The sequence below is a fragment of the Streptomyces flavusporus genome, from assembly GCF_046267975.1.
In the GTDB taxonomy this organism is placed as follows: Bacteria; Actinomycetota; Actinomycetes; order Streptomycetales; family Streptomycetaceae; genus Streptomyces; species Streptomyces flavusporus.
The window spans coordinates 2,774,343-2,788,397 of sequence record NZ_CP176503.1 but is presented as its reverse complement, the minus strand read 5'-3'; the positions used below and the strand labels follow the sequence as shown (position 1 = coordinate 2,788,397).

Annotated in this window: 4 protein-coding genes, 1 tRNA gene and 2 rRNA genes; 6 read left to right on the top strand and 1 reads right to left on the bottom strand. The window is 65.9% G+C overall.

Annotated features, from left to right (window positions below):
* Window positions 1-90 precede the first annotated feature (90 nt).
* The 4 genes from ACKTSN_RS13240 (at window position 91) to ACKTSN_RS13225 (ending at window position 4,365) form a co-directional block, all read left to right on the top strand.
* Window positions 91-3,213, top strand: a 23S ribosomal RNA gene (locus ACKTSN_RS13240).
* Between the two features lie 87 nt (window positions 3,214-3,300).
* Window positions 3,301-3,417, top strand: a 5S ribosomal RNA gene (gene rrf, locus ACKTSN_RS13235).
* A gap of 114 nt (window positions 3,418-3,531) precedes the next feature.
* On the top strand, window positions 3,532-4,194 hold the full coding sequence (locus tag ACKTSN_RS13230; protein ID WP_409474820.1) for a DegT/DnrJ/EryC1/StrS family aminotransferase: 663 nt from the start codon (window positions 3,532-3,534) through the stop codon (window positions 4,192-4,194).
* Between the two features lie 95 nt (window positions 4,195-4,289).
* A tRNA-Thr gene (locus ACKTSN_RS13225) sits at window positions 4,290-4,365 on the top strand.
* Between the two features lie 73 nt (window positions 4,366-4,438).
* Here ACKTSN_RS13225 and ACKTSN_RS13220 read toward each other — a convergent pair.
* Entirely contained in the window at window positions 4,439-7,201 is a 2,763-nt protein-coding gene (locus ACKTSN_RS13220; protein ID WP_409469309.1) for a SpoIIE family protein phosphatase, read from the bottom strand.
* A 404-nt stretch (window positions 7,202-7,605) separates the two neighbouring features.
* On the opposite strand from ACKTSN_RS13220, the gene ACKTSN_RS13215 reads away from it, so the two are divergent.
* Together ACKTSN_RS13215 and ACKTSN_RS13210 are read left to right on the top strand one after the other, a co-directional pair.
* Window positions 7,606-13,047 (top strand): HAMP domain-containing protein, encoded by a 5,442-nt coding sequence (locus ACKTSN_RS13215; RefSeq protein WP_409469308.1) that lies wholly within the window; start codon window positions 7,606-7,608, stop codon window positions 13,045-13,047.
* Between the two features lie 239 nt (window positions 13,048-13,286).
* Entirely contained in the window at window positions 13,287-13,967 is a 681-nt protein-coding gene (locus ACKTSN_RS13210; RefSeq protein ID WP_409469307.1) for a response regulator, read from the top strand.
* Window positions 13,968-14,055 lie beyond the last annotated feature (88 nt).

Sequence of the window (14,055 nt, the reverse complement as noted above, 5' to 3'; positions counted from 1 at the left end):
GGATGCCGGCCCCGGTGAAGCGCCACGTGGTGGTGTGTGACGGGTGGCTGGTCGTTGTTTGAGAACTGCACAGTGGACGCGAGCATCTGTGGCCAAGTTTTTAAGGGCGCACGGTGGATGCCTTGGCACCAGGAACCGATGAAGGACGTGGGAGGCCGCGATAGTCCCCGGGGAGTCGTCAACCAGGCTTTGATCCGGGGGTTTCCGAATGGGGAAACCCGGCAGTCGTCATGGGCTGTCACCCGCTGCTGAACACATAGGCAGTGTGGAGGGAACGCGGGGAAGTGAAACATCTCAGTACCCGCAGGAAGAGAAAACAACCGTGATTCCGGGAGTAGTGGCGAGCGAAACCGGATGAGGCCAAACCTACGACGTGTGAGACCCGGCAGGGGTTGCGTCGTGGGGGTTGTGGGATCTCTCTTCTGTTGTCTGCCGGCAACAGGACGAGTCAGAAACCGTTGATGTAGGCGAAGGACATGCGAAAGGTCCGGCGTAGAGGGTAAGACCCCCGTAGTCGAAACGTCAGCGGCTCGTTGGAGAGACACCCAAGTAGCACGGGGCCCGAGAAATCCCGTGTGAATCTGGCGGGACCACCCGCTAAGCCTAAATATTCCCTGGTGACCGATAGCGGATAGTACCGTGAGGGAATGGTGAAAAGTACCCCGGGAGGGGAGTGAAATAGTACCTGAAACCGTGTGCCTACAAGCCGTGGGAGCGTCGGACATCAGCTTGCTGGTGTCTCGTGACTGCGTGCCTTTTGAAGAATGAGCCTGCGAGTTTGCGGTGTGTTGCGAGGTTAACCCGGGTGGGGAAGCCGTAGCGAAAGCGAGTCCGAACAGGGCGTCTCAGTAGCATGCTCAAGACCCGAAGCGGAGTGATCTAGCCATGGGCAGGTTGAAGCGGAGGTAAGACTTCGTGGAGGACCGAACCCACCAGGGTTGAAAACCTGGGGGATGACCTGTGGTTAGGGGTGAAAGGCCAATCAAACTCCGTGATAGCTGGTTCTCCCCGAAATGCATTTAGGTGCAGCGTCGTGTGTTTCTTGCCGGAGGTAGAGCACTGGATAGGCGATGGGCCCTACCGGGTTACTGACCTTAGCCAAACTCCGAATGCCGGTAAGTGAGAGCGCGGCAGTGAGACTGTGGGGGATAAGCTCCATGGTCGAGAGGGAAACAGCCCAGAGCATCGACTAAGGCCCCTAAGCGTACGCTAAGTGGGAAAGGATGTGGAGTCGCAGAGACAACCAGGAGGTTGGCTTAGAAGCAGCCACCCTTGAAAGAGTGCGTAATAGCTCACTGGTCAAGTGATTCCGCGCCGACAATGTAGCGGGGCTCAAGCGTACCGCCGAAGTCGTGTCATTGCAGCATGAGGGCCAACGCCCGCTGTGATGGGTAGGGGAGCGTCGTCTGCCGGGTGAAGCGGCCGCGTAAGCGAGTTGTGGACGGTTGACGAGTGAGAATGCAGGCATGAGTAGCGATACAAACGTGAGAAACGTTTGCGCCGATTGACTAAGGGTTCCTGGGTCAAGCTGATCTGCCCAGGGTAAGTCGGGACCTAAGGCGAGGCCGACAGGCGTAGTCGATGGATAACCGGTTGATATTCCGGTACCCGCTGTGGAGCGTCAAACATCGAGTCCGGTGATGCTAAGCCCGTGAAACCGCCGTGTGCGTCTTCGGACAAGCGCGGAGTGGTGGAGCCGGTGACCCGAGCTGGTAGTAGGTGAGTGATGGGGTGACGCAGGAAGGTAGTCCATCCCGGGCGGTGGTTGTCCCGGGGTAAGGGTGTAGGACGTCACGTAGGTAAATCCGCGTGACACATAGTCTGAGACCTGATGCCGAGCCGATTGTGGTGAAGTGGATGATCCTATGCTGTCGAGAAAAGCCTCTAGCGAGTTTCATGGCGGCCCGTACCCTAAACCGACTCAGGTGGTCAGGTAGAGAATACCGAGGCGTTCGGGTGAACTATGGTTAAGGAACTCGGCAAAATGCCCCCGTAACTTCGGGAGAAGGGGGGCCACACCCGGTGATGAGTCTTGCGCTCTGAGCTGGGGGTGGCCGCAGAGACCAGCGAGAAGCGACTGTTTACTAAAAACACAGGTCCGTGCGAAGCCGTAAGGCGATGTATACGGACTGACGCCTGCCCGGTGCTGGAACGTTAAGGGGACCGGTTAGCTCACCTTCGGGTGGGCGAAGCTGAGAACTTAAGCGCCAGTAAACGGCGGTGGTAACTATAACCATCCTAAGGTAGCGAAATTCCTTGTCGGGTAAGTTCCGACCTGCACGAATGGCGTAACGACTTCTCGACTGTCTCAACCATAGGCCCGGTGAAATTGCACTACGAGTAAAGATGCTCGTTTCGCGCAGCAGGACGGAAAGACCCCGGGACCTTTACTACAGTTTGATATTGGTGTTCGGTTCGGCTTGTGTAGGATAGCTGGGAGACTGTGAGCCCTGGACGCCAGTTCGGGGGGAGTCGTCGTTGAAATACCAGTCTGGTCGTGCTGGATGTCTAACCTGGGTCCGTGATCCGGATCAGGGACAGTGTCTGATGGGTAGTTTAACTGGGGCGGTTGCCTCCTAAAGGGTAACGGAGGCGCCCAAAGGTTCCCTCAGCCTGGTTGGCAATCAGGTGTTGAGTGTAAGTGCACAAGGGAGCTTGACTGTGAGACCGACGGGTCGAGCAGGGACGAAAGTCGGGACTAGTGATCCGGCGGTGGCTTGTGGAAGCGCCGTCGCTCAACGGATAAAAGGTACCCCGGGGATAACAGGCTGATCTTCCCCAAGAGTCCATATCGACGGGATGGTTTGGCACCTCGATGTCGGCTCGTCGCATCCTGGGGCTGGAGTCGGTCCCAAGGGTTGGGCTGTTCGCCCATTAAAGCGGTACGCGAGCTGGGTTTAGAACGTCGTGAGACAGTTCGGTCCCTATCCGCTGTGCGCGCAGGAGTCTTGAGAAGGGCTGTCCCTAGTACGAGAGGACCGGGACGGACGAACCTCTGGTGTGCCAGTTGTCCTGCCAAGGGCATGGCTGGTTGGCTACGTTCGGGAGGGATAACCGCTGAAAGCATCTAAGCGGGAAGCCTGCTTCGAGATGAGGACTCCCACCCACGTGATGGGGTAAGGCTCCCAGTAGACGACTGGGTTGATAGGCCGGATATGGAAGCCCAGTAATGGGTGGAGTTGACCGGTACTAATAGGCCGAGGGCTTGTCCTCAGTTGCTCGCGTCCACTGTGTTGGTTCTGAAACCACGAACAGCCCCACGCCGCCACGCGTGGTGCGGCGTTCACAGTTTCATAGTGTTTCGGTGGTCATAGCGTGAGGGAAACGCCCGGTTACATTCCGAACCCGGAAGCTAAGCCTCACAGCGCCGATGGTACTGCAGGGGGGACCCTGTGGGAGAGTAGGACGCCGCCGAACAAATCTTGAGTGGGTTGGACCCGGAACTTCCGTTCCGGGTCCAACCCTTTTTTGTTCTGCGTCACTTGAAGTTCACGTTGCGCAACCACGATCCGCAGCATGGGTACTGCTGCAATGCTCAGGGCCGCCGGCATCGGAGTCGGTGACGAGGTCATCGTGCCGGCCTTCGGGAACGTCGAGGTCTCGGAAGCCGTGGCTCTGGCCGGTGCGCTCCCGGTGTTCGCAGACATCGACCCGGTGTCGTACTGCCTGGACCCGTCGGCTGTCGAAGCGGTCGTAACTCCGCGTACCGCGGCGGTCGTTGTCGTACACCGCTTCGGTCGGCCGGCGGATGTGGCGCGGCTGCACCGCGTTGGGCAGCGGCACGGAATTCTGGTGCTGGAGCAGGGGGAGTCCGAGTCGCCGTACGACGAGGTGGCTCAGCGACGGCAGCGGGCCGCTTATCTCGATGCCAAGTTGAAGAGTGTGTACACGCCTGATGGCGGTGTCGGGCACACCTACCGGCAGTACGTCGTGCGGGTGCCGGGGAACGGGCGGCCGGACCGGGACGCCTTCGCGCGGGCAGTGCGGGCGAGGGGAGTTGAGTGCCGCGTTCCGGTGAAAACTCCGGTGCATCGGCTGCCTGGGTTCCGGCAGTGCGTGTCCTTGCCGGAGACCGAGCGAGCGGCGGCAGAAACGCTTGCGCTGCCTGTGGAAGGGGCTTTGACGAAGCGGGACATGCAGCGGATCGTGTCCGCGTGCAATGCCCTGGGTGGCCTGTTGCAGCCGGCCTTCTGACCGGTCTTGTGTCGGGCGGTCGTGGTTGGGAGCACAGGTCTGTTCGGGGTATGATCTATTCCGTTGCCGCGAGGGAAACCTCGGCAAGGCGACCGGCCCCTATAGCTCAGTCGGCAGAGCGTCTCCATGGTAAGGAGAAGGTCAACGGTTCGATTCCGTTTGGGGGCTCCACTACAAAAGGCCTTCGCCCTTTCGGGCGGAGGCCTTTTGGTTGTTCAGGCGTTGTTTCAGGCTCTGTTCAGTTTCAGGCGCCGTTCAGACCGTTGTGGAGACCCGGCACGCGCATGGCCAGGATCGCCATGTCGTCGGAGGGGGCGTCCGTGGCGAAGCGTTCCACGGCGCGCATGACGCGGGCCGCCACCGCGCCCGCCGTGAGGCCGGTGCAGGTGGTGAGGACGTCGGCTAGGCCGTCGTCGCCCAGCATGCGGGTGCCCTCGCGTCGTTCGGTGACGCCGTCCGTGACGCAGAGCAGGACGTCGCCCGGGTCGAGGATGACGGTCTGCTCGTAGAGGTCCAGGTCCTCCAGGACACCGAGGAGCGGCTGAGGCTCGGCCGCGGTCTCGACCGTGCCGTCCTGGCGCAGGCGGAGCGGCAGCGGGTGTCCGGCGCACACCACCTTCAGCTCCGCGCCGCCGTCCTCCTGCGGGCGCATCTCGCCGTACAGGAGCGTCAGGAAGCGGCTGCGGGCGCCCTCGTCGAGGATCGCGGAGTTGAGGCGTTGCAGGACCGCCGGGCCGCTGAGGCCCTCGCGGGCCAGCAACCTCAGCGCATGGCGGGCCAGGCCCGTGACCGCCGCCGCGTTGGGGCCCGTACCGCAGACGTCGCCGATGGCGAAGCCGTAGGCACCGTTGCGGATGGGGAACAGGTCGTAGAAGTCGCCGCCGACCTCGTTGCCCTCGCCGGCCGCGCGGTAGATGACCTCGACCTCCACGCCACCGATCTCGGGGAGCTCGGGCGGCAGGAGGCTGCGCTGGAGGGACTGGCTGATGGCCACGCGCTCCGAGTAGAGACGGGCGTTGTCCAGGGCCAGGGCGGCTCTGCGGGACAGGTCCTCGGCCAGTTCCAGGATCTCCTGGCGGAAGTGTTCGTCGGTCGGCTTGCCCAGCGTCAACATGCCGATGACGCGGTTGCGGGCCACCAGGGGGAGGACGACCGTCTCGCCGCCCACGGCCGAGGCCGTTGCCAGGGTCGGACCGATTCCCCCGCTGACCGTGGCTGGTTCACCGAGGCCCAGGCTGCGCATGGACGTGCGCAGCGCCGCCTGGTGGGCGGCTTCCGCGGGGGCCGACCAGACGCGGGCGCCCGGGGTGGGGACCGGGTCGGGTGGGGCGATCTTCGACAGGAGGGACTTGATGCCGTCGATGAGTTCCTCGTCCTCGTGCAGGACGTACGACAGATACGGCTCCGAGGCCTGGTCGGCGATCGTGTAGACGGCGCACCAGGTGGCCAGCGTCGGGACCGTCATCTGGGCCATGAGGGCCAGTGTCTGGTCGCGGTCCAGGGTGCCGGCCAGGAGGTCGGAGGCCTCGACGAGGAAGCTGAGGGAGCCGCGGCGCAGGCGTTCGAGTTCACCCAGGCGGGCCGATTCGACGGCCAGGGCGATGCGGTCGGCGGCGAACTGGAGGCGCAGGGCCTCCTCGTTGGAGTATCTGCCGGGCGCCTCCGCGGCGACGCCGAGGGAGCCGGTGAGGCGGCCCTCGACCTTCAACGGGACCGTGACCACCGAGCGCATGCCGGTGCCGTTCAGCAGCGGTACCGCACCGGAGACCGCCGTGAGGTCGTCATGGACGGCCGGCATGCGGGCGGAGCCGTAGCGGCCGGGGCCCGCCTCGACGGGGACGCGGGCGAAACGCTGGCGGGCGGAGGGCAGGCCCGTGGAGGCGCGGACCTCCAACTCCGTTTCGTCGTCGGTGGCGAGGAGCAGGAAGGCGGAGTCGCCGTCGAGCATGTCGCGGGCGCGTTCCACCGTGCGCTGGAGGAGGCCGTCGAGGTCGTCCGGGGCGGGGGAGCCGATGAACACCTCGAAGGGGTCGGTGTTCTGGCCCTCCGAGGAGGTGCTCGTGTCAGATGCCGGCAGGCGCATCGGCGTCTGCAGGACGGCGCGTTCATGGTCCCGTACGAGGAGGCAGACCGTGGAGGGCTCGCCGGCCGTGTCGCGGACGCGGAGGTGGGAGGCGTAGACGGGAATCACCCGCCCGTTCGCGTTGCGGATGCCGTAACTGCCTTCCCAACGGGAGAGTTGGAGGGCCTCCGCGATGCCCGTGCTGGTGCCGGGCGTGTGCGGCCAGGCCGCGAGGTCGGTGAGGGGTTTTCCGGTGACCTGTTCCGCCTGGTAGCCGAACAGCTCCTCGGCGTCGTCGTTCCAGGCCGAGATGGAGCCGTTCCGGTCGATCTGGATGACCGCCACACGGACGCGGCCGTCGGCCAGCGGGAGCAGGTCGGCCGGGAGGGACGGGCCGGCGGTGCGGGTGCCCACCGCGCGCTCGGGGAGGTCGAGTTGGAACCAGACCTGTTTGTGCGTCGGGGTGTACTCGACGCCCCAGCGGCTGGCCAGGGCCGCGCACAGCTGGAGGCCGCGGCCGCCCTCGCGGTCGGGGCTGCCCATGTTGACGGGCGAGCCCTGGAGTGGGACTTCGCGTTCGGGGTAGTGGTCGGCGACCTCGATGCGTACGCCGCCCTCGGTGCGCAGACACAGGACGTCCGCGGTCGTACCGGCGTGCACGACGGCGTTGGTGACCAGCTCGCTGGTGAGGACCACCGCGTCGTCCACGATGTCGGCGTAGCCCCAGCCCTGGAGTGTGTCGCGGACGAAGGAGCGGGCGGAGGCGACCGAGCGCCCGACGGGCTCGAAGCTGGCGGCCGCGCGCGCGGTGATCACAGAACTCCTCGACCTGCTTTCTACGTGCTGGGCCCCGTGGTCGACCGGCTCCCGTCGCGTTTGCGACGGCAGGCCGCTCGTCGGCCGGGGGTCCGGGGGCTGTCCCCCGGGAATCAGTCCGGTGGTCATGTGTGCGGCCGCCCCTCCGATGCCCGCTCGTTCTCGTGCCACCGCCCAGGCCGGACGGACCGGCGCGGCTGGACAGCCGCATGCAAGGTTACTTACCTTCGCCATCCATGCGTGTGCCGGTCTGCAGTGTTTCCGTCCGGAGGGTGTGCGGACGATGTGCGAAGCTGCCGAACTGTTATGGCCTGGTTCGGCAGGGGTGAAACACTGGGCAGGCTTCTGGTGGAGGTCCTGGCAGGCCGAGAGTGTGTTCCGCGTATGGCGGGCAGCAGCCCTAGGTGCGGCCGGTACCCCTGGTAGTGATACCGGCCCGGTACCGCCGGGCCGGTATACGCAGTAGTAACCGGTACGCCGAGCAGCAGTACCCGAGCACAGCAGTAACGGTCGATCCCCGCGGGAGGGACACAGTGGAGTCTGGCGCAGCGACGCGGGGCACTAAGCCGCGTGCGAAGGGCGGACAGTCCCCGAGCAACCGGAACGGGACCACTGAGGTGGACACGGCTGCCCTGAACCGGCTGCTCGCGGCTCTTGTGTCGATGCGGAACGGAAACTTCCGCAAGCGGCTCACGGTGTCCGGGGACGGCGTGATGGCGGAGATCGCGGCCGTGTTCAACGAGGTGGCCGACCGCAATCTGCACCTGACGGGTGAGCTGTCGCGCGTGCGCCGCGTGGTGGGACGGGAGGGCAAGCTCACGGAGCGGCTGGAGACGGGCGCCTGCGAGGGGTCCTGGGCGGCCGCAATCGACGCCTCGAACGCCCTGGTCGACGATCTCGTATGGCCGGTGTCCGAGGTCAGCCGGGTGCTGTCCGCGGTGGCGGACGGTGATCTGCTGCCCCGGATGGAGTTGCGGACGCAGGCGCCCGACGGGAGCGGGCACCCGCTGCGCGGGGAGTTCCTCAAGGTCGGGCGGACGGTCAACAACCTGGTCGACCAGCTGTCGACGTTCACCGACGAGGTCACGCGGGTGGCCAGTGAGGTGGGCACCGAGGGAAAGCTGGGCGGGCAGGCCCAGGTGCGCGGGATGTCGGGTTCGTGGAAGGACCTGACGGAGTCCGTCAACACGATGGCATACCGGCTGACCGCTCAGGTGCGGGACATCGCGCTGGTGACGACGGCGGTCGCCAAGGGTGATCTGTCCCGGAAGGTCACGGTTCACGTGGCCGGCGAGATGCTGGAGCTGAAGGAAACCGTCAACACGATGGTGGACCAGCTCTCCGCGTTCTCCTCCGAGGTGACCCGGGTCGCCCGAGAGGTGGGGACCGAGGGCGAGCTGGGCGGTCAGGCGCAGGTGCCCGGCGTGGCCGGTGTGTGGAAGGAGCTCACCGACTCCGTCAACACGATGGCCGGGAACCTCACCGCCCAGGTGCGCGGTATCGCGGAGGTGACGACCGCGGTCGCCAGCGGTGATCTGTCGCGCAAGGTGACGGTGCAGGCGCGGGGCGAGGTCGCGCAGCTCGCCGAGACGATCAACCAGATGACCGAGACGCTGCGGATCTTCGCCGACGAGGTCACGCGCGTGGCCAACGAGGTCGGTGCAGAGGGACGGCTCGGCGGGCAGGCGAACGTGCCGGGTGCGGCGGGAACATGGAAGGACCTGACGGACTCCGTCAACACGGTGTTTCGGAACCTGACGACTCAGGTGCGGGACATCGCCGCGGTGACGACGGCGGTGGCCAACGGTGACCTGTCGCAGAAGGTCACCGTGGACGTGGCCGGCGAGATGCTGGAGCTGAAGAACACCGTCAACGGGATGGTGGACCAGCTGTCGGCCTTCGGTTCCGAGGTCACGCGGGTGGCGCGGGAGATCGGTGACGAGGGTGAGCTGGGCGGGCAGGCGCAGGTGCCGGGTGCGGCAGGGACGTGGAAGGACCTGACGGACTCCGTCAACACGGCGTTCCGGAATCTCACCGGACAGGTGAGGAACATCGCCCAGGTGACGACGGCGGTGGCCAACGGTGATCTGTCGCAGAAGGTCACCGTGGACGTCTCCGGCGAGATGCTGCAGCTGAAGAACACCGTGAACACGATGGTGGACCAGCTGTCGTCGTTCGCCGACCAGGTCACGACCATGGCCCGGGAGGTGGGCACCGAGGGGCGGCTCGGCGGGCAGGCGCGCGTGGAGGGCGTCTCCGGTACGTGGAAGGAGCTCACCGACGCCGTCAACTCCATCACCGGCAACCTGACCGCCCAGGTGCGGCAGATCGCCCAGGTGACGACTGCTGTGGCGCGGGGTGATCTGTCGCAGAAGATCACCATGGATGTGCGCGGGGAGATTCTGGAGCTGAAGAACACCGTCAACACGATGGTGGACCAGCTGTCGTCCTTCGCCGACCAGGTGACGCGGGTGGCCCGTGAGGTGGGTACGGAGGGCCGGCTCGGCGGTCAGGCGCAGGTGCCCGGCGTGGCCGGTGTGTGGCGGGACCTGACGGACTCCGTGAACGGCATGGCCGGCAACCTGACCGCGCAGATGCGGCAGATCGCCCAGGTCGCGACTGCTGTGGCGCGGGGTGATCTGTCGCAGAAGATCACCGTGGACGCGCGTGGCGAGATTCTGGAGCTGAAGAACACCCTCAACACGATGGTGGACCAGCTGTCGTCCTTCGCCGAGGAGGTCACCCGCGTCGCCCGCGAGGTGGGCACCGAGGGGAAGTTGGGCGGTCAGGCCGAGGTGCAGGGCGTGTCCGGCACCTGGAAGGACCTCACCCAGTCCGTGAACTTCATGGCGAACAACCTCACCGTGCAGGTGCGCAGCATCGCCGACGTCACGACCGCGGTCGCCAAGGGTGACCTGTCGAAGAAGATCACCGTCGACGCCAAGGGCGAGATCCTCGAGCTCGTCACCACCGTCAACACGATGGTGGACCAGCTGTCGTCCTTCGCCGACCAGGTGACCCGGGTGGCCCGCGAGGTGGGCACCGAGGGCATCCTGGGCGGCCAGGCTCATGTGCCGGGTGTCACGGGCATCTGGAAGGACCTCAGCGACAACGTCAACCTGATGGCCAAGAACCTCACCGTTCAGGTGAGGAACATCTCCCAGGTCGCGGCGGCCGTCGCCAACGGTGACCTGACGCGGACGGTGACGATCGAGGCGCGTGGTGAGGTCGCTCAGCTCGCCGACACCTTCAACACCATGGTGAAGACCCTGAGCTCGTTCGCCGACCAGGTCACCAAGGTGGCCCGCGAGGTGGGTACGGACGGCATCCTGGGCGGGCAGGCGCACGTGCCGGGCGTGGCGGGCACCTGGAAGGACCTCACCGAGTCCGTGAACCAGATGGCGTCCAACCTGACCGGGCAGGTGCGCAACATCGCCATGGTCACCACGGCCATCGCCAAGGGTGACCTCACGAAGAAGATCGACATCGACGCGCGCGGTGAGATCCTCGAGCTGAAGACGACCATCAACACGATGGTCGACCAGCTGTCCTCGTTCGCCGAGGAGGTCACCCGCGTCGCCCGTGAGGTGGGTACGGAGGGCCAGCTGGGCGGCCAGGCACGCGTGCGTGATGTCGACGGCACCTGGCGTGACCTCACCGAGTCCGTGAACGAGATGGCCGGGAACCTGACCCGGCAGGTGCGTGCCATCGCGCGCGTGGCGACCGCGGTGACCCGTGGCGACCTGAACCTGAAGATCGATGTGGACGCCTCCGGCGAGATCCAGGAACTTCAGGACTACATCAACAAGATGATCGCCAACCTGCGCGACACCACGATCGCCAACAAGGAGCAGGACTGGCTCAAGGGCAACCTCGCCCGTATCTCCGCGCTGATGCAGGGCCGCCGTGATCTGGAGGACGTGGCCTCACTGATCATGAGCGAGCTGACGCCGGTGGTCTCCGCTCAGCACGGCGCGTTCTTCGTCGCGATGCCGCTCGGCGACGGTGCCGGCAAGGACGACCAGTTCGAACTGCGCATGCTGGGCTCGTACGGCTACTCGATGGGATCCATGCCGACGTCGTTCCGGCCGGGGGAGGCGCTGGTCGGCACGGCCGCGCAGGAGAAGCGCACGATCCTTGTCGAGAACGCCCCCAGTGGCTATCTGAAGATCTCCTCCGGGCTCGGCGAGGCGCCGCCCGCGCAGGTGATCGTGCTGCCGGTGCTGTTCGAGGACAAGGTGCTCGGCGTCATCGAACTGGCGTCGTTCACACCGTTCACGCAGATCCAGAAGGACTTCCTCAACCAGATCGCCGAGATGATCGCGACCAGCGTCAACACGATCTCCGTCAACACCAAGACGGAGGTGCTGCTGAAGCAGTCGCAGGAGCTGACCGAGCAACTGCGTGAGCGGTCCGCCGAGTTGGAGAACCGGCAGAAGGCCCTCCAGGCGTCCAACGCCGAGCTGGAGGAGAAGGCCGAGCTGCTCGCCCGGCAGAACCGCGACATCGAGGTGAAGAACACCGAGATCGAGGAGGCGCGGCAGGTCCTGGAGGAGCGCGCCGAGCAGCTCGCGGTCTCCATGCGCTACAAGAGCGAGTTCCTCGCCAACATGTCGCACGAGCTGCGTACGCCCCTGAACTCGCTGCTGATCCTGGCCAAGCTGCTCGCCGACAACGCGGACGGCAACCTCACCCCGAAGCAGGTCGAGTTCGCCGAGACGATCCACGGGGCGGGCTCCGACCTGCTCCAGCTGATCAACGACATCCTCGACCTGTCGAAGGTCGAGGCGGGCAAGATGGACGTCTCTCCGACGCGGATCGCGCTCGTCCAGCTCGTCGACTACGTGGAGGCCACGTTCCGGCCGCTGACCGCGGAGAAGGGCCTGGATCTGTCCGTACGGGTGTCGCCGGAGCTGCCCGCCACGCTGCACACCGACGAGCAGCGGCTGCTGCAGGTGCTGCGCAACCTGCTGTCCAACGCGGTGAAGTTCACCGACTCCGGCTCGGTCGAGCTCGTGATCCGTCCGGCGCGCGACGACGTGCCGCAGAAGATCCGGGAGCAGTTGCTGGAGGCCGGTTCACTGACCGATCCGGACGCGGAGCTGATCGCGTTCTCGGTGACCGACACCGGCATCGGCATCGCGGCGAGCAAGATGCGGGTGATCTTCGAGGCGTTCAAGCAGGCGGACGGCACGACCAGCCGCAAGTACGGCGGTACCGGGCTCGGGCTGTCGATCTCGCGGGAGATCGCTCAGCTGCTCGGCGGTGAGATCCATGCGCAGAGCGAGCCGGGCCGCGGTTCGACGTTCACGCTGTATCTGCCCCTGCACCCGAGCGAGCTGCCGCCGCACGGCTACCAGCAGCCCGCGCTTCCCCCGGGGGTCGGCGAGCTCGGCGAGGGCTGGCCGGAGTTGTCCGAGGCGGTCGTCGAGACGCCGGCCGAGGTGAAGTCGTACCGGGAGACGCAGAACGGTGCGGCCGCCCTGTTCCGGCGGCGCCGCAGGACCACGCCTGTCGCTGAACAGCGGGCCCTGCCGCAGGCGCAGTGGCCGGCCGGCGCGGAGGACGTGGACGCGCAGGCGCGCGGCGGGATCCGGTTCGGCGGCGAGAAGGTGCTGATCGTCGACGACGACATCCGTAACGTCTTCGCCCTCACCAGCGTCCTGGAGCAGCACGGGCTGTCGGTGCTGTACGCCGAGAACGGCCGGGAGGGCATCGAGGTCCTGGAGCAGCACGACGACGTGGCGGTCGTCCTGATGGACATCATGATGCCGGAGATGGACGGGTATGCGACGACCACGGCGATCCGTCGGATGCCGCAGTTCGCAGGGCTGCCGATCATCGCGCTGACGGCCAAGGCGATGAAGGGCGACCGGGAGAAGGCGATCGAGTCGGGCGCCTCCGACTACGTCACGAAGCCGGTCGATCCCGATCATCTGCTCACGGTGATGGAGCAGTGGATGCAGGAGGAATGAACGGTGGATGTTCACCTCGAGTTGCTGACTCAGGGTGTTGGTAGTCGTGTACAAGTACGGGATTCGGGGAACCTTCTGGTCTCCCCCTACGTTTCTGCTACGTGCACAGTGACATCACGGTGACAGGGTGTGGCGACAGGCGGGGTACGGCTACGATGACCGGCACGAGGATGGGCGGCGTAACGGAGTCGTCCCACGGGGCGGCGCCCGGTGCACTGCCGGGGCGAGGAGGGCGGGCCATGGTGCAGAAGGCCAAGATCCTCCTGGTCGATGACCGGCCGGAGAATCTGCTGGCGCTGGAGGCGATCCTCTCTGCGCTCGATCAGACGCTGGTGCGGGCATCGTCCGGGGAGGAAGCGCTCAAAGCACTGCTCACGGACGACTTCGCGGTCATTCTGCTGGACGTCCAGATGCCGGGAATGGACGGTTTCGAAACCGCCGCCCACATCAAGCGGCGTGAGCGGACGCGGGACATCCCGATCATCTTCCTCACCGCGATCAACCACGGTCCGCACCACACGTTCCGTGGCTACGCGGCGGGCGCGGTCGACTACATCTCCAAGCCCTTCGACCCGTGGGTGCTGCGGGCGAAGGTCTCGGTGTTCGTCGAGCTGTACATGAAGAACTGCCAGCTGCGGGAGCAGGCGGCGCTGCTGCGGCTCCAGTTGGAGGGCGGCGGCAAGGGCGCGATCGGCGGCGGCAAGGAGCCGGCCGGTCTGCTCGCGGAGCTGTCGGCGCGGCTCGCGGCCGTGGAGGAGCAGGCCGAGGCGCTGTCCAAGCAACTCGACGACGATTCGGCGGACGCGGCGGCGGTGGCGACGGCGGCCCATCTGGAGCGCAAGCTCACGGGGTTGCGGCGAGCGTTGGACGCGCTGGAGCCGGGTGCGGGCGGCGCGGCGTCGGTGCCGTCGCAGAACTGACGTCTGCGCGGGGCCAGTTGCCTGGTGCCCGCGCCGCGGTCGGCGGCGCGGCGTTCATGAATGCGTCACTCCTACGTGAACTCGCGTC